This is a genomic window from Actinomadura rugatobispora (genome assembly GCF_042656285.1).
Lineage (GTDB): Bacteria > Actinomycetota > Actinomycetes > Streptosporangiales > Streptosporangiaceae > Spirillospora > Spirillospora rugatobispora.
Genome location: NZ_JBHSON010000039.1, coordinates 60,847 through 76,270, shown reverse-complemented (window position 1 = coordinate 76,270; position 15,424 = coordinate 60,847). Strand labels below are relative to the sequence as shown.

Annotated in this window: 15 protein-coding genes; 9 read left to right on the top strand and 6 right to left on the bottom strand. The window is 73.3% G+C overall.

All coding sequences use genetic code 11. From position 1 onward, the window contains the following. The first annotated feature begins 69 nt into the window (after positions 1–69). Positions 70–1,071, top strand: a complete 1,002-nt coding sequence (gene truA, locus ACFPZN_RS26295) for a tRNA pseudouridine(38-40) synthase TruA (protein WP_378284858.1) — start codon at positions 70–72, stop codon at positions 1,069–1,071. On the opposite strand, the gene ACFPZN_RS26290 is transcribed toward truA, so the two are convergent. The 3 genes from ACFPZN_RS26290 to ACFPZN_RS26280 all read right to left on the bottom strand — a co-directional run bounded on the left by ACFPZN_RS26290 (position 1,068) and on the right by ACFPZN_RS26280 (position 5,384). Continuing rightward, positions 1,068–2,798 (bottom strand): hypothetical protein, encoded by a 1,731-nt coding sequence (locus ACFPZN_RS26290; protein ID WP_378284857.1) that lies wholly within the window; start codon positions 2,796–2,798, stop codon positions 1,068–1,070. The genes truA and ACFPZN_RS26290 overlap by 4 nt on opposite strands. 24 nt (positions 2,799–2,822) lie before the next feature. Next, on the bottom strand, positions 2,823–4,151 hold the full coding sequence (locus tag ACFPZN_RS26285) for a hypothetical protein (protein ID WP_378284856.1): 1,329 nt from the start codon (positions 4,149–4,151) through the stop codon (positions 2,823–2,825). A gap of 117 nt (positions 4,152–4,268) precedes the next feature. Beyond that, positions 4,269–5,384 carry a CAP domain-containing protein gene (locus ACFPZN_RS26280; protein WP_378284855.1) on the bottom strand — a complete coding sequence of 372 codons (1,116 nt, stop codon included), beginning with the start codon at positions 5,382–5,384 and terminating at the stop codon, positions 4,269–4,271. A 395-nt stretch (positions 5,385–5,779) separates the two neighbouring features. Between ACFPZN_RS26280 and rplM the strand changes: the two genes are divergently transcribed. The 3 genes from rplM (at position 5,780) to glmM (ending at position 8,608) form a co-directional block, all read left to right on the top strand. After that, complete coding sequence (rplM, locus tag ACFPZN_RS26275) at positions 5,780–6,223, top strand: 50S ribosomal protein L13 (protein ID WP_378284854.1); 444 nt, start codon at positions 5,780–5,782, stop codon at positions 6,221–6,223. 116 nt (positions 6,224–6,339) lie between these two features. Further along, entirely contained in the window at positions 6,340–6,858 is a 519-nt protein-coding gene (gene rpsI, locus ACFPZN_RS26270; RefSeq protein ID WP_378284853.1) for a 30S ribosomal protein S9, read from the top strand. Between the two features lie 409 nt (positions 6,859–7,267). Beyond that, on the top strand, positions 7,268–8,608 hold the full coding sequence (gene glmM / locus ACFPZN_RS26265; RefSeq protein WP_378284852.1) for a phosphoglucosamine mutase: 1,341 nt from the start codon (positions 7,268–7,270) through the stop codon (positions 8,606–8,608). Between the two features lie 172 nt (positions 8,609–8,780). Here glmM and ACFPZN_RS26260 read toward each other — a convergent pair whose 3' ends face one another. Genes ACFPZN_RS26260 through ACFPZN_RS26250 form a run of 3 tightly spaced genes read right to left on the bottom strand, consistent with a single transcriptional unit; the run spans position 8,781 to position 10,726 of the window. Continuing rightward, positions 8,781–9,629, bottom strand: coding sequence for an NAD(P)H-binding protein (locus ACFPZN_RS26260; protein ID WP_378284851.1), 849 nt, complete (start codon positions 9,627–9,629; stop codon positions 8,781–8,783). A gap of 50 nt (positions 9,630–9,679) precedes the next feature. Beyond that, the gene (locus ACFPZN_RS26255; protein WP_378284850.1) at positions 9,680–10,009 is read right to left on the bottom strand and encodes a hypothetical protein; all 330 of its coding nucleotides are present in this window, start codon (positions 10,007–10,009) and stop codon (positions 9,680–9,682) included. Between the two features lie 45 nt (positions 10,010–10,054). Further along, positions 10,055–10,726 (bottom strand): HNH endonuclease family protein, encoded by a 672-nt coding sequence (locus ACFPZN_RS26250; RefSeq protein WP_378284848.1) that lies wholly within the window; start codon positions 10,724–10,726, stop codon positions 10,055–10,057. Between the two features lie 132 nt (positions 10,727–10,858). Between ACFPZN_RS26250 and ACFPZN_RS26245 the strand changes: the two genes are divergently transcribed. From ACFPZN_RS26245 to ACFPZN_RS26225, 5 genes are read left to right on the top strand one after another with little or no spacing between them, the layout of a single operon-like run. After that, complete coding sequence (locus tag ACFPZN_RS26245; RefSeq protein WP_378284846.1) at positions 10,859–11,854, top strand: DUF389 domain-containing protein; 996 nt, start codon at positions 10,859–10,861, stop codon at positions 11,852–11,854. Between the two features lie 2 nt (positions 11,855–11,856). Further along, positions 11,857–12,831 (top strand): ABC transporter ATP-binding protein, encoded by a 975-nt coding sequence (locus ACFPZN_RS26240; protein ID WP_378284879.1) that lies wholly within the window; start codon positions 11,857–11,859, stop codon positions 12,829–12,831. Beyond that, on the top strand, positions 12,828–13,706 hold the full coding sequence (locus ACFPZN_RS26235) for an ABC transporter permease (RefSeq protein WP_378284845.1): 879 nt from the start codon (positions 12,828–12,830) through the stop codon (positions 13,704–13,706). Before ACFPZN_RS26240 ends, ACFPZN_RS26235 begins: the two co-directional genes overlap by 4 nt. Then, positions 13,703–14,614, top strand: coding sequence for an ABC transporter ATP-binding protein (locus tag ACFPZN_RS26230; RefSeq protein ID WP_378284844.1), 912 nt, complete (start codon positions 13,703–13,705; stop codon positions 14,612–14,614). Before ACFPZN_RS26235 ends, ACFPZN_RS26230 begins: the two co-directional genes overlap by 4 nt. After that, a complete protein-coding gene (locus ACFPZN_RS26225; protein ID WP_378284843.1) occupies positions 14,611–15,327 on the top strand; it encodes an ABC transporter permease in 717 nt (238 codons plus the stop codon). Before ACFPZN_RS26230 ends, ACFPZN_RS26225 begins: the two co-directional genes overlap by 4 nt. Positions 15,328–15,424 lie beyond the last annotated feature (97 nt).

Sequence of the window (15,424 nt, the reverse complement as noted above, 5' to 3'; positions counted from 1 at the left end):
CAGGGGGGCGACGGCTGTCGCGCGGGTCGGCGAGCACGGCACGGACGGAAGACGAGAAGACTCTCTGACATGACCGCATTGGTACGACTCCGGTTCGACATCGGCTACGACGGGGGCGGTTTCGCGGGCTGGGCGCGCCAGCCGAACCAGCGGACCGTCCAGGGCGTCATCGAGGACGCCCTCGCCCGCCTGCTGCGCCTCGACCCGCCCCCGGCCCTCACCGTGGCGGGCCGTACGGACGCGGGCGTGCACGCGCGCGGGCAGGTGGCGCACGTGGTCGTCCCGGCGGCCTCGTACTCCGCGGTGAACGGGACGATGCCGCGCCGCCTGGCGGGCCTGCTCCCGGCGGACGTGCGGGTGTGGCGGGTGTCGGTGGCCCCGGAGGGGTTCGACGCGCGCTTCTCGGCGCTGTCGCGGCGGTACGCCTACAGCGTCTGCGACGACCCGGTGGGCGTGGACCCGCTGCGCCGGCACGACGTGCTGTGGCATCCGCGGCCCCTCGACCTGGACCGGATGAACGCCGCCTCCGCGCTGCTGGTGGGTGAGCACGACTTCGCCGCGTACTGCCGCAAGCGGGAGGGCGCGACCACGATCCGCCGCCTGCTGCGGCTGGAGTGGCGCCGCGCCGAGCCGCCCGCGGACCGCGCCGTGCGCGACGGCGCGGCGGCCGGCCGGATGCTGCGCGCGTCGGCGGGGCCGTCGGCGCGGCGCGGGGTCGCGGTCGCCACCGTCGAGGCGGACGCGTTCTGCCACTCCATGGTCCGCGCGCTGGTCGGCGCGCTGCTGGTGGTGGGCGACGGGCGGCGCGCGGTGGAGTGGCCCTCGGAGGTCCTGGCGGCGCGCGTCCGTGACTCGGCGGTGAACGTGGCGCCCGCGCACGGGCTGTCGCTGGAGGAGATCCGCTACCCGCAGGACGAGGACCTGGCGCGGCGCGCCCAGGAGACCAGGCGTGTCCGCACGCTCAACGCCGCCCCCGACACACACCCGGGCCCCGATACGGCCCCGGGCGCCCCGAGCCCGGAGGCCCAGGGACCGGCGGCCTCGTCGAACTCGGGGGCGCGGGACTCCTAGGTGCGGGCGCGGGCGTCGATCGGGCGCAGGGCGTAGCCGACGAACTGCTCGGCGACCGCCTTCAGGGTCGGGTCGCCGGGCTGCGGTTGCCTGCCGCTGGCGTACGTGGCGTAGGCGTAGGCGATGTACCGTCCCCGGACCGTGCTGGCGGCGTACCCGCCCGCCCGGTCGATGTCGCTGGTCCGGGGGCCCGGCATGGCGCGGAACCACTCGTACTTGGCGGGGTCGCCTGCGCCGTTGGCCTTGAGCGCGGCGGCCTTGCCGGGGAACACCGCGATGCCCGAGGTGATCGCCAGTGACCGTTCCCTGTCAAGGAAGGTGACGCGGACGACGCTGCCGCAGCGTTCGCGGGTCAGCGACCGGGCCATGGCGCCGCGCGCGGCCAGCGCGCACTGGTGATTGACCGAGGCGCGGTCGCGCGCGTAGGCCCTGCCGCCGAGGTCGACGCGGGCGGTGGGGAACGCCTCCGACAGCGCGAGCGGCTTGGGGTCGGTGCGGGCGCTGTCGATCGTGGAGGACGGTGCCGGCGGGCTCGGCTGCCCGGGGACGCCCGGGGCGGCGGGGGACTGCGACGGGACGGGGTCGGTCTTGGCGCCCGGCGTCTCGACGGCCTTGGCCGTACGGCCCTCGCTGTCGCCGCCGGAGCCAGCGAAAACGAATCCGGCGACGGCGACGAGCGCGACGGCGACCACGGCACCGCCGATCAGGAGCGGCTTGCGCCTGCCGCCGCCGCGGCCCGCCGTCCGCGTGCCTCCGCCACCGCCGCCGCCCGCGCTGAGCGGGCCGCTGGGGAAGGACTCCTGCGGGGACGGGGTGGCGACCGTGGGCTGCTCGGTGGTCGCGGTGGAGTCGGCGGTGTCGCCCGGGCCGGCGGCCTTGGGGATGGGCGTGCCGGAGGGGGGAGTCGTGGCGGCGACGGCGATCGGGGTGGTCGGCGTCGAGGACGAGTCCCGGGGCGGCGTGGTCTTGCGCGGGGCGAACGCCTCCGGCGTCGTGACCACGACGGGCGTGCGCCTGGGCGGCTCGGGGACGGGCCGGTTCTCGGAGGGCGCGGGTGTTTTGGCCGTGTCGACGGCGACCGGCGGCGGGGGCGGGGGCAGGGGCGGGTCGGCCTTGGCCTCCGTGGCCGGGGGCGTTTCGGCGGGCTTCGCCTCCGCCTGGGGCGTCTTGGCGGGAGGCCGCTCGGCGGCGGCTCCGTCCGGCTGCATCACCGGGATGCCGTCCGGGTCGGTGTCGGGGGACTGCGGGCCGCTCGGCGTGACGATCGGCTCGGACGGGACGGCCCCGCGCGTGTCGACCTTCGGGACTCCGCGTCCGGCGACCAGCGTTCCCGGCGGCAGGCCGGGGACGGGGGCGTCGGGAGCCTGCGCCGTCTCCTCCCGCGCCTCAGGCTCGCCGAAGACGATCGTTTCCTCGTCGTCGGCGGTGTCCGGTGCCGGTGCCGGTGCCGGTGTCGCTGCCGGGGCGGTGTCGGCTACGGGCTCGGGCGTGGACGGTTCGGCGGAGTCGGAGTCGGGAGCGGCGGCCCACCAGGGTTTCTGCAGGCCGATGGGCAGCTTGATCTCCTCGGCGGACGGCGCCGCCGCGCCCTCGGGAGCGGACTCGGACTCGGCCGGGTCCTCGGCCACGGGCTCCGCCTTGCCGAAACTGGGCGGGGCCGAGGGGGCCGGAACGGGTTCCGCGCCCTCGCCCTCGGCCGGTTCCCAGGCCTCTTTAGGTCCAGACATAGCGAGATAGGTTATTCATCCAGGTCAGTTGCGGAAGGGTTTTCCCTCGGTCTCGCGGTAGTGCAGCGCGAAGCTCAGACTGCTCCCCCGGATGAGCTGCTGCCCGAAGGCCGAGACCGTCTTGTGGTACTGCGCGGGGATCTTCTTGCCGTCCGGCCGCTGCACCCACGTCATCAGCAGGTAGTGGCCGCGCGCCTCGGCGGTGCCCAGCGCCTCGCCCTTGCCGATGGTCTTGCTGACGCCGGTGCCGGGCAGCGGCTGCAGGAACGCGTCCTTGGCCACGGCGGCGCGCTGGGCGAGCTTGGCGGCGGCGTCGGTCTTGAGGTTGAGCACCCCGACCGTGCCGATCAGCTTTCCGTCGCCGCGCGCGAACGTGGCGCGCAGCGCCTGCGTGCAGCCGCCCTTCTTGACGACCGCGGCGAGCTTGGCGCCCTGGACCGTCCCGGTGCAGCCCTTCTTGGCGTTCCAGCCGGTCCGCACGTACTTCTGGCCGCCGCCGGTGAACGACTTCTTCCCGAAGACCTCGTTGAGCGTCAGCGGGCTGGGGTCGGTGGCGCGGTTCTTGAGCTTGACCGGCTCCAGGACGGGCTGGGTCGGCGAGGGCTGGGCGGTGGGGGTCTGGGTGGGTGGCGTGGCGGAGGTGTTCCCCGCCTCGGCCTTGTCGTCCCCCAGCATCGAGGACACCGCGAAGCCGCCGCCGATGAGGAGCAGCCCGGCCGCCGCCGCGCCTCCGATGATCAGCGGCAGGCTGCGCCGCTTCGCGGGCGGCGTGGGGCCGCGGCGGTGGTCGGAGCCGGGGCCGCCGGGACCCTCGGGGGTGCCGAAGCCGTGCGGTTCGCCGTAGGCGTCGTCGTCATAGCCGCCGGGGGAGTAGTGGCCTCCCGGAGGCGGGCCGTACGGGTCGTCGCCCGCCGGCGGGCCGTAGGGATCCTTGCCCGGGGGCGGGCCGTAAGGGTCGTTGCCCGGGGGCGGGCCGTACGGGTCGGAGCCGCCGGGGCCTTCCACCTGGAAGCCGCCGGGGCCGCCAGGGCCACCGGGACCGCTGGGAGCGCCTGGGCCCGCCAGGGGGCCGCCCTGGAGCGTCGGGGGAGCAGCCGGTCCTGCCAGGGGCCCGCCTGCCGCCGCCCCGAGGGGGCGGGGGGCCGGTGTGGTGCCGTCCGCCGGGTCCTCGTCCCAGGAGACGGCCGGTCCGCCGAACGCGTCGTCGCGTGGTGGGAAGGGGGACTCGTCCTTCTTCTCGCCGCTTCCGTACGGTGCCTCTTCGGGCCGGTCCCTGTCGGGGCCGTACGGGGCATGCGACGGCTGGTCGCGAGACCAGCCGCCGGGTTTGCCTTGATCGCCCGGATAAGCCATGGCTTGGACCTTACCGTTCCTTCCTCGGGACTCTGGACGTCGGGAACAACCACCATGACATGGGGACGAACCAGGCGCGGGTCGTTTGGCGAAGGTCGCTCACCAGAGGGGACGGTGCTACTTCCAGCCGAAGTCCTGGGTCCACCAGGGCCCGCCCGACCCGGAGGCCATCCCGACGCCGATCGCCCGCAGCTTGCAGTTGAGGATGTTGGCGCGGTGCCCGGGGCTCTTCATCCAGCCGTCCACGACCGCCGCCGCGGTGCCGTAGCCCTTGGCGATGTTCTCCGCCCCGGGGCTGGTGTAGCCGGCGGCCTCCATCCGCTCCCACGGGCTGTCGCCGTTGCGCGAGGTGTGGTCGAAGTAGTCCTTCGCGGCCATGTCGGCCGAGTGGCGGCGGGCCGCGGTCACCAGCCGGGCGTCGACGCGCAGCGGCGCGCAGCCCTCCTTGGCCCGCTCCTTGTTGGTGAGCAGCGCCACGGCCGTCTCCGTCACCGTGGAGCCGCCGGTGCCGGGGGACGCGGCGGTCCCGGGCGTGCGCTCTTCCGGCGAACCGGACTTGGACGGGTCGGGACGCGCCGACGGCCGCTCCGTGCCGTTCGGCATCACCTTCAGCGGCGGGGGCGTCTCGCTCGGGGCGGGTGCGGCCGGTGCGGTGGCGTCGGCGGGACGGCGCGTACCGAGATCGGTGCCGGGCGCGGGGGGAGCCGCGTGCTGCGCGGACGGCCCGGACGCGGAGGCGGGCTCGGAGCGCAGTTCCGGCAGCACGAGCCGGTCGAGCGCCACGCCCGTGCCCACGGCGAGGGCGGACGCGGCGACCACGGCCACGGCCGCCGCCGTGGACCTGCCACGGGAGCGGCGCGGCGCCTGAGACCGCCGCCGCCGGGAACCGCCCCGGCCCGAGCGCCCGGACGGCCCAAAGGAGTCGGGAGGGCTGGGAGGGCCGGCGAACTCGACCCTGACCAGCCCGTCGGTCCGCTCCTGAGGTCCGGGGGCCGGAAACGGCCCTGGCTGCTCACTGGGCGCGGCGGGGGACGTGGTGGGCCGCCCCTGGATCTCATCCTGGCTGGGCCGGGTGAACCAGTCGTTGGCCGACAGGCCGGGTCCCGCGACCAGCCGGTCCTCGCCGGGAGCGGGCCGCCCCGAGCCCGGAGCGCCGGCAGGGGAGCCGCTCCGGCCGGACTGACCGGTACGTCGCGGGTCGGCGGGTGTGCCGGGATCGGGATTAGGGGGCATCGGCGGGGCTCCCGGTTCTCGTCGGCAACGGCCCTGATGGGCGGTCGCGCCGCACATTATCCCTATAAGAGGGGGCAAGTCCCTGCAACCCGGCAAACAAACGGGCGCCCGCCCGCGTCGCCGACAAGGGGTTCGGGCGTGCTCACGCGGGGCGACCACGACTCCCGGCGCACCGTTTTGACCACCGCCCGCGCGGCTGGGTATTCTGTGCAACTGCTGTATGCGGTGACGCCTGTCCCTTCGGGAACGGTCATGGCCGCGATCTCCGGTGTGCCTTCCGTGCCGTTCACGCGCGACGGGCCCCGGTCTCCCGGAGCGCCGGGTCGGAACTCATCCTCTGAGCGGCGCGAGCAGGAATCCGCTGAGTAGTCGACAAGGAACGAAGGCCTACGACCGTGCGCACGTACACCCCTAAGCCCGCTGATGTTCAGCGTCAGTGGTACGTCATCGACGCGACCGATGTCGTGCTGGGCCGGCTCGCCAGTCAGGTCGCGCAGCTGCTTCGGGGTAAGCACAAGCCGATCTACGCCCCGCACCTCGACACCGGTGACTTCGTCGTCATCGTGAACGCCGACAAGGTGGCGCTGTCCGGCAACAAGCTGGAGCAGAAGCGGGCCTACCGGCACTCCGGCTACCCGGGCGGTCTCCGCTCGGTGGCCTACGCCGACCTGCTGGCCAAGCACCCCGAGCGGGCCGTCGAGAAGGCGATCAAGGGCATGCTGCCCAAGAACACCCTCGGCCGGAAGATGTTCGGCAAGGTGAAGGTCTACGCCGGTCCGGACCACCCGCACCAGGCGCAGAAGCCGGTCCCGTTCGAGATCACCCAGATCAAGCAGTAGCACCCCGCACGACCGGCCGCACGGATCGACGTGCGGCGCTTCATTGAACAGTGGCCGCCGGGGCACCCGACGACACCCTCGGGTCCGCCGCCCTGGCCAGAAGACCAAGGAGAACCGTGGACGAGACCTTCGACACCGAGACGCCCGCCGAGGGCGCCGAGCTCGACTCGTACGAAGACGCGCCGTCGGAGTACAGCACCGAGTCCCCCGAGACCGGTGACTCCGAATTCCTCGTGGAGCCGGTCGCGACCGGACCCGCCGCCGGCACCGGCCGCCGCAAGGAGGCCATCGCCCGGGTGCGGATCGTCCCCGGCGAGGGCAAGTGGACCATCAACGGTCGCTCCCTCGACCAGTACTTCCCCAACAAGGTCCACCAGCAGATCGTGAACGAGCCGTTCGTGCTGCTGGGCCTGGAGGGCCAGTTCGACGTGCTGGCCCGGGTCAACGGCGGCGGCACCACCGGCCAGGCCGGTGCGCTGCGCCTGGGCATCTCCCGCGCGCTGCAGTTCGCCAACATCGACCACCGCCCCGCGCTGAAGAAGGCGGGCTTCCTGACCCGTGACGCGCGGGCCATCGAGCGCAAGAAGGCCGGCCTCAAGAAGGCCCGCAAGGCGCCGCAGTACAGCAAGCGCTGAATCGCCGGACGCCGGCACGAGCCGTCGCATCCCGTCGCCGCACGATGCCGCCGACCCCTCCAGGTCGGCGGCACGGGCACGGGGTCGGCGGCTCGTCCGCGTTTCCGGGGACCTTCCGCGTCCGCGGTTCGGCACGTCCACGGGTGGGCACACCGACGGAGACGCCGGCGGGCACGCCGGCCGGTATGTCCACGGGCTCCATCCGGCCGACCGGATGGAGCCGTCCGGGCGCCGCCGCGGGCCAACACCTGCTTTCATGGGATTCATGGCTCCGTGCCGGAATCCGGGCGCGCCGGGCGGCGACGCTGGGGCGGCACGGAGTGTGCGCACTAGATTCGACCGCGGAACGGCCCGGACCACGGCGTCCGGCCGCAGCCCGCGGTCTTTTGTCGTATTCGGGAGTTGAACTGTGGGTCGTCTCTTCGGGACCGATGGCGTGCGCGGGCTCGCCAACCACGATCTGACCGCGCCGCTGGCCATGGACCTGACCGTCGCCGCGGCGCGGGTCCTCGGCGAGGCCGGCGCGTTCGAGGGGCACCGCCCGGTGGCCGTGGTCGGGCGTGATCCGCGGGCCTCGGGCGAGTTCCTCGAGGCGGCGGTCGTCGCCGGGCTCGCCAGCGCCGGCGTCGACGTGCTGCGGCTGGGGGTGCTGCCGACCCCCGCCGTCGCCTACCTCACCCAGGCGCTGGACGCCGACCTCGGCGTGATGCTGTCCGCCTCGCACAACCCCGCGCCCGACAACGGGATCAAGTTCTTCGACCGCAGCGGCCACAAACTCGCCGACGAGATCGAGGACCTGATCGAGGCCAGCCTCGGCCAGGAGTGGAACCCGCCCACCGGCGCCGGGGTCGGCCGCGTCCGCGACGCCCACGGCGCCGTCGAGCAGTACGTCGCCCACCTGCTCAGCACCGTCCCGGTCTCCCTGGACGGCCTGCGCGTCGTCATCGACTGCGCCCACGGAGCCTCCTCCGACGTCGCCCCCGAGGCGCTCCGCCGCGCCGGCGCCGACGTCATCACCATCGGCGCCGCCCCCGACGGCCTCAACATCAACGCCGGCTGCGGCTCCACCCACCTGGAGGCGCTCCAGAACGCCGTCCGCGAGCACGGCGCCGACGCCGGCATCGCCAACGACGGCGACGCCGACCGCTGCCTGGCCGTCACCGCCACCGGCGAGATCGTCGACGGCGACCAGATCATGGCCATCCTCGCCCTCGACCTGCAGGAGGCCGGCCGGCTCGCCTCCGACACCGTCGTCGCCACCGTCATGTCCAACCTCGGCTTCAAGCTGGCCATGCGCGACGCCGGGATCACCGTCGTCGAGACCGCAGTCGGCGACCGGTACGTGCTGGAGGCCATGAAGGAGGGCGGCTTCACCTTCGGCGGCGAGCAGTCCGGCCACGTCATCATGCTGGAGCACGCCACCACCGGCGACGGCGTCCTCACCGGCATGCACCTGCTGGCCGCCATGGCCCGCCGCGGCCGCCCCCTGGACGAACTCGCCAAGGTCATGAACCGGCTCCCGCAGATCCTCATCAACGTGCAGGGCGTCGACAAGTCCCGCGCCGGAACGTCCCCCGAACTCGCCATGGCCGTCTCCAGCGCCGAAGCCGAACTCGGCGAGAGCGGACGCGTCCTCATCCGGCCCAGCGGCACCGAACCCATGGTCCGCGTCATGGTCGAGGCCGCCTCCGAGGAACAGGCGAGGACCGTGGCCGAACACCTGGCCGAGGTAGTCAAGAACGCGCTGTAATTCCCGGGGAGCGACCCCCCGGACCCCCACGGCCGGGCCGCGCGCCCCCTCCAGTCGCTGGCGCTCCCTCCGGGGGCACCCGGCCCTTGGCAGGGGGCTCCGCCCCCCGCACCCCCCGCTGGGGGCGCTCCGCCCCCTTGCCCCCCGAATTCCTGGGGGGTGGGGCGGGTGGTCATGTGAAGGAGCCGGTGTGGTCTCTTGCCCATTCTTGGAAGGGGCGGGGGCGGGTGCCGGTGAGGTCTTCGACAGTCGTGGTGGTGGAGGCCGGGGTCTTCACCATCGCCTCGTAGCCGTCGAGGATGACGTCGGCGATGTCGGGTGGGAGCCCCTGCGCGATCTTCCTCTGGCGGGCGGTCTCGCGGGGGATCTCCTGCCAGTGGACGGGGCGGGCGATCGTTTCGCCGATGATCCGGGCGAAGTCGGCCTGCGTCATGACGTCGGCGCCGGTGAGCGTGTACTTCTCGCCCGCGTGGCCGTCCTCGGTGAGGGCGCGTACGGCGACGGCGGCGATGTCGGCCTCGTGGATGAGCGGCATGGCGGCCTCGCCGAAGGCGTCGCTGACCGTCCCGGAGGCGCGGATCTCCGGGGCCCAGGCGAGGGTGTTGACGGCGAAGCCGCCCGGGCGCAGGAACGTCCACTCCAGGGCGGAGCGTTCGATCGGGCGCTCCAGGGCGGCGTGCAGGGCGCCGATCGGGTCGGTCTGCTCCTCGACGTCGTCGCGTACGGCGAGCGAGGACAGCAGCACCACCCGGCGGGCGTGCCGGGCGATCGTGTCGACGACGGCGGGCACGGGGGCGGTCGAGGGGAACGGCCAGACCAGGAAGACGCCGTCCACGCCGTCCAGGGCCTCGTCCAGGACGGCGGGGTCGGAGTGGTCGCCGCGCACGACGGCGGCGCCGCCCGGCAGGCGGGCGGTCTCGGGGGAGCGGGTCAGGGCGCGGACGGGGCGGCCGCCGGCCACCAGCGCGTTCACCACGTGGCGGCCGACGTTGCCGGTCGCGCCTGTCACGAGAAAGGTCATGGGACGACGCTAGGGAGATCGTCCCGGGCGGGAATCCGTCGTGTGACCGGTCAGCGGTCGAGGATGTCCAGGCGGCCGACCTTGAGGTGCTCGATCTCCACCGTGCCGGCCTCCAGGTGCTCCACCACGGCCCGCTTGACGACCAGCTTGCCGATGACGACCGCGCCGACGGCCAGGGCGCCCAGCGCCATCGCCCCGAGCGCCAGCGAACCGAAGGCGTTGCCGGCGCGCAGGGTCAGGCCGGTGGCGGACGCCCCGGTGACCTCGGCGCCGGTGGCGCGGGCTCCGATGCCGCGTTCGGTGCGGACCCTGGGCCGGGCGGCCTTGCCCCTGCCCTCGGTCTCGTCCTGACGCACCTGCTCGTTCGACTCGCTGCTCATGCGATCAACCCTATGACGGAGGCGGGGCGGGCACGCCCGTTCCGGTCAGCAGCGGCCGAGGAAGTCGCGGAGGGCGGCGCGGTCCCCCTGGGTGACGGGGAGGGCGTACTCCTTGGCGATCGCGACGTACTTGCCGGCGTAGGCGCACTGGAACGACCTCTGCGGCTTCCACTCGCCGGGGCCCTTGTCGCTCTTCTGGCGGTTCGGGACGCCCCACACGGCCAGCAGGTTGTCGTGGTCGTTGGCGAAGCGTTCGCGCCGGTCCTCGTCCCAGCCGGAGGCGCCCATCCGCCAGGCGAGGGCGAGCGGGTAGACGTGGTCGATCTGCACCTCGTCGGCGTCGGACTTGGAGAAGGTGATGCGCTTGCCGCTGTAGGGGTCGTCCAGCGTGCCGGAGACGACGACGCAGTCGCCGCGCTTGCGCACCTCGCGCAGGTCGCGGGCGAGGACGTCGTTGCGCTGGTCGCAGCCGTTGCGGTCGATGTCCTTCCACCGGGTGCCGAAACGGTCGCGCGCGTAGCCGGATCCGGAGCGCTCGGGCGCGACGCGCAGCCGTTCGAGGTTCCGGCGGGTGCGTTGCTCGTCTCCGCCGCCCGCTTGGGTGCGGGCGGAGGAGGGGGTCGGGGAGGCGTCCGAGAGGCCGGCGTCGACCTCGCAGCCGCAGGTCAGCATCGCGGTCGCGAGGCCGAGGCCCAGCACCGCCCGCCGCCATGCCATGTCGTCACCTTCCGTAGTCGGATCGTCACTCGTTACATTCCCGCTTTGCCAGGTTTTTAGCGATCTGTGGTGATGATCCTCGGAAATACGGTCCGTCGGCGGGAGCCGCGCCGATACGGCACGATGTGGAAGGTGCTGCACCTGAGAGCGATCGTCCCCGCGGACCGCACCGACGCGGTCTGCGCCGTCCTCGCGGGCTGCTCGGGGGCGACCAACGTGGTCGTCCTGCCGGGCGCCGCCAGGTCGCCCCTCGGCGACCTGGTCAACGCCGACATCGCCCGCGAGTCGGCGAACCAGGTCATCGAGGCGCTGCAGGGCCTGGGCATCGAGCGGGACGGGTCGATCGCGTTCGAGCACATCGACCTGTCGCTGTCGATCGGCGCCGAGGCGGCCCAGGAACGCGCCCCCGGCCACGGCGACGACGCCGTGGTGTGGGAGGAACTGGACCAGCGCACCGCCGACGAGAGCCGGCTGACCTGGTCATTCGTGGCGTTCCTGGCGCTGGCCACGCAGCTGGCCGGGATCGCCGCGCTGATCGACTCGCCGATCCTGGTGGTCGGCGCGATGGTGCTCGGCCCGGAGTTCGGCGCGGTCGCGGCGATCTGCTTCGGCATCCTCACCGGCCAGGCCCGCCGGATCGGCGCGGCGCTGCGCACGCTGGCCCTCGGGTTCGCCGTGGCGATCGTGATCACCTACGTGTGCGCGCTGGTCAGCCACTGGATCGGGGTCATCGAGCTGGACCGGCTGCCGGGCGAGCGGCCGATGACCGCGTTCATCTACAGCCCGGACCGCTGGTCGTTCATCGTGGCGCTGCTGGCGGGCGCCGGCGGGGTGCTGTCGCTGACGGCGGGCAAGTCCTCCGCGCTGGTCGGGGTGTTCATCTCCGTCACCACGGTTCCGGCGGCGGGCAACCTGGCGGTGGCGCTGGCGCTCAGGCACCGCAGCGAGGTCGACGGGTCGCTGCTCCAGCTGGGCGTCAACCTCGCCGGGATGATCATCGCGGGCACGCTGACGCTGCTCGTCCAGCGGCAGGTGTGGAAGCTCGTCCTCCGCCGGACGGGCCGGCCCCTCCTCAGGCCTAATCCTCCAGGGGGACGCCCGCACGGCGGACAGGGACTAGGTTCGTGACCATGCCGATCATCGCCACCGATGGCCTGACGATGAGGTTCCCCCGGGTGACCGCGCTGGACGCCCTCACCGTGGCCGTGGAACCGGGCGTCGTCGGGCTGGTCGGCGCCAACGGCGCGGGCAAGTCGACGCTCATCAAGATCCTGCTGGGGCTGCTGCCGCCGTCCGCGGGCACCGCCTCCGTGCTGGGCCTGGACATCGCCCGGGAGGGCGGCCGGATCCGGGAGCGGGTCGGGTTCATGCCCGAGTACGAGTGCCTGCCGCCGGACGTGTCGGCCACCGAGTTCGTCGTCCACATGGCCCGGATGTGCGGGCTGCCGTCCACCGCCGCCCGCGAGCGCGCCGCCGACACGCTGCGGCACGTCGGCCTGTACGAGGAGCGCTACCGTCCCATCGGCGGCTACTCCACCGGCATGCGGCAGCGGGTGAAGCTGGCGCAGGCCCTCGTGCACGACCCCGAACTGGTGTTCCTGGACGAGCCGACCAACGGCCTCGACCCGGCGGGCCGCGACGAGATGCTGGAGCTGATCCGGCGGATCGGCACCGAGTTCGGCATCAGCGTGCTGGTCACCTCGCACCTGCTGGGCGAGCTGGAACGGGTCTGCGACCACGTCGTCATCATCGACGGCGGCCGGCTGCTGCGGTCGCAGGCGGTCGAGGCGTACACCGCCGCCAGCGGAGTCCTGACGGTGGAGGTCGAGGAGGGCCGTGACGTGCTCGGGCAGCGGCTGCACGACGCGGGCGTCGCGGTGCGTCCCGAGGGCCGGTTCCTCCTGATCGACATCGCGGGGGAGGACACCTACGACCTGATCCGCGACGCCGTCGCCGACCTGGAGCTTCGGCTGATCCGGATGGAGCAGCGCCGGCACCGGATCGAGGAGGTCTTCGCCACCGGCCCGCCCGCCGCCACCGGCCCACCGGGCGCCGCGGCCCCGCCGGGCCATCCGCCCGCGGAGCCGCAGGGGGTGGCCCGGTGAGCACCAGCACGATCCACGACATCGGCTACCGCCACTACGAGGGCCGCAGGCTGGGCCGCGCGTACGTGATGCGGTCGCTGTACGTGCACAACCTGCGCGCCGCGTACGGCCTCGGCCGCCCCGCCCGCGCCAAGGTGATGCCGTTCCTGCTGGTCGCGATCATGCTGCTGCCGGCGGCGGGCTCGGTGGCGGTGTACGCGATCTCCAAGGAGGCGGACACGCTGATCCGCTACTCCTCCTACGCCTCCACCCTGTCGGTCATCATCGCGATCTTCGTGGCGACCCAGGCGCCGGTGCTGGCCTCGCGCGAGCTGCGGTTCCACGTCGTCCCGCTGTACTTCTCCCGGCCGGTCGGCCATCTGGACTTCGTCCTGGCCAAGCAGGCCGCGATGGCCACCGCGCTGTTCGCGCTGACGGCGGTGCCGATCACCGTGCTGTACCTGGGCGGGCTGGTGACCCGCATCCCCAAGTCCGGCGAGCACCTGCTGCACTACCTCGCCGCGCTCGTCGGCTGCGTCCTGTTCGCGGTGGTGCTGGGGTCGATCGGGATGGTGGTGGCCGCGTTCACGCCGCGGCGCGGGTTCGGGGTGGCGTCGGTCATCGCGGTGTTCATGCTCAGCACCACCATCGTGGCGATCGTGCAGGGGCTGGCGGAGATGCGGACCAACTTCTCCCTGGTCGGCTGGGCGGGGCTGTTCTCGCCGTTCAACCTCGTCGACATCGTCCAGGTGCGGCTGCTGGGCGCCAAGAGCTCCTCGATCGGCATCGCGCCCGGGACGCTGGGCGGCCTGGTCGCGCTGGCCCTGTGCGCGGCCCTGGTCGCCGGGTCCACCGCCGTCCTGTACGGCCGCTTCCGGAAGGCGGGGCTCTCATGACCGAGCTGAAGCTGGAGAAGGTGTCCCGCTGGTACGGGAACGTGGTCGCGGTCAACGGCGTGTCCATGACGATCGGGCCGGGCGTGACCGGGCTGCTGGGGCCCAACGGGGCGGGCAAGTCGACGCTCATCCACATGATGGGCGGGTTCCTGGCGCCCTCGTCCGGCACGGTCACCCTGGACGGGGCGCCGATGTGGCGCAACCCGGAGGTGTACCGGCGGCTCGGGCTCGTCCCCGAACGGGAGGCCGCCTACGACTTCCTCACCGGCGCCCAGTTCATCCTGGCGATGGCCAAGCTGCACAAGCTGCCCGACCCGGGGGCCGCGGCGAAGCGGGCGATCGGGCTGGTGGAGATGGACTACGCCGCCGACCGTCCCATCGGGAACTACTCCAAGGGCATGAAGCAGCGCATCAAGATGGCGTCGGCGCTGGTGCACGACCCTCCGGTGCTGCTCCTGGACGAGCCGTTCAACGGCATGGACCCGCGGCAGCGGCTCCAGCTCATGGACCTGATCCGGGGGATGGCCGCCGAGGGCCGCACGATCCTGTTCAGCTCGCACATCCTGGAGGAGGTGGAGCGGCTGGCCGAGCACATCGAGGTGATCGTGGCGGGCCGGCACGCCGCGTCCGGGGACTTCCGCAAGATCCGGCGGCTGATGACCGACCGGCCGCACATCTTCATGGTCCGGTCCGGCGACGACCGGGCGCTGGCCGCGGCCATCATCGCGGACGGCTCGGCGCGCAGCGTCCAGCTCACCGACAAGGGCCTGCGCGTGGAGGCGGTCGACTTCCAGCGCTTCACCTGGCTGCTCCCGCGCGTGGCCCGCGACGCCGGCGTCCGCCTGTGGGAGGTCTCCCCCTCCGACGAGTCCCTCGAGAGCGTCTTCTCTTACTTGGTGGCCCGATGAACCCGACCATCGCGATGATCACGTTCCGGGCGATGCTGGGGCGGCGGCGCGCGCTGCTGCTGCTCCTCCTGCCCGCGCTGCTGGTGTTCATGGCCCTCGGCCTGCGGATGATCGGCGAGAACGACCTGGAGGTGTCGGCGGGCGTCCTCCAGCGGTTCGCGCTGGCGACCCTCCTGCCGCTGCTGGCGCTGATCGCGGGCACCGGCGTGATCGGCCCGGAGATCGACGACGGCCAGATCATGTACGTGCTGACCAAGCCGATCCCGCGCCAGGTGATCGTGCTGACCAAGCTGGCCGTGGCGGTGGTGCTGATCGCGGCGTTCGCGGCGGTGCCGACGCTGCTGGCCGGGCTGCTGATGACCGGGACGAGCGAGTGGATGAGCCCGGCGTTCACGGTGGGCGTGCTGGCGGGCGGCGTCGCCTACGGCGCGGTGTTCGTGGCGCTGGCCGTGGTGAGCCGCAACGCCGTCACGATCGGGCTGCTGTACGCGCTGGTGTGGGAGACCCTGCTGGGCAACTTCGCCCCCGGCGCCAGGTCGGCGTCCATCCAGCAGTGGGCCCTGTCGGTCACCGACGCGCTGACCGGCGCCTCCTACGTGACCTCAACGGTCGACCTGGGCGTCGCGATCCCCCTGCTGATCGCGGTCACCGTGGCCGCCACCCTCCTGGCCGTCCTCCGCCTCCGCACCCTCTCGGTGGCCAGCGCCGAGTGACGACGCCCGGGACGGGACGACGGTTGACGTGACGTCCGCGACCGGCCGATGATCATTTAGACCTTTCCGCGGTCGCCGGGGCTCGGCCACAATCGTC

Coding starts and splice junctions, on each gene's coding strand:
- truA (WP_378284858.1), top strand. CDS start 70: ATGACCGCATTGGTACGACTCCGGTTCGACATCGGCTACGACGGGGGC.
- ACFPZN_RS26290 (WP_378284857.1), bottom strand. CDS start 2,798: ATGTCTGGACCTAAAGAGGCCTGGGAACCGGCCGAGGGCGAGGGCGCG.
- ACFPZN_RS26285 (WP_378284856.1), bottom strand. CDS start 4,151: ATGGCTTATCCGGGCGATCAAGGCAAACCCGGCGGCTGGTCTCGCGAC.
- ACFPZN_RS26280 (WP_378284855.1), bottom strand. CDS start 5,384: ATGCCCCCTAATCCCGATCCCGGCACACCCGCCGACCCGCGACGTACC.
- ACFPZN_RS26260 (WP_378284851.1), bottom strand. CDS start 9,629: ATGACCTTTCTCGTGACAGGCGCGACCGGCAACGTCGGCCGCCACGTG.
- ACFPZN_RS26255 (WP_378284850.1), bottom strand. CDS start 10,009: ATGAGCAGCGAGTCGAACGAGCAGGTGCGTCAGGACGAGACCGAGGGC.
- ACFPZN_RS26250 (WP_378284848.1), bottom strand. CDS start 10,726: ATGGCATGGCGGCGGGCGGTGCTGGGCCTCGGCCTCGCGACCGCGATG.
- ACFPZN_RS26240 (WP_378284879.1), top strand. CDS start 11,857: ATGCCGATCATCGCCACCGATGGCCTGACGATGAGGTTCCCCCGGGTG.
- ACFPZN_RS26230 (WP_378284844.1), top strand. CDS start 13,703: ATGACCGAGCTGAAGCTGGAGAAGGTGTCCCGCTGGTACGGGAACGTG.
- ACFPZN_RS26225 (WP_378284843.1), top strand. CDS start 14,611: ATGAACCCGACCATCGCGATGATCACGTTCCGGGCGATGCTGGGGCGG.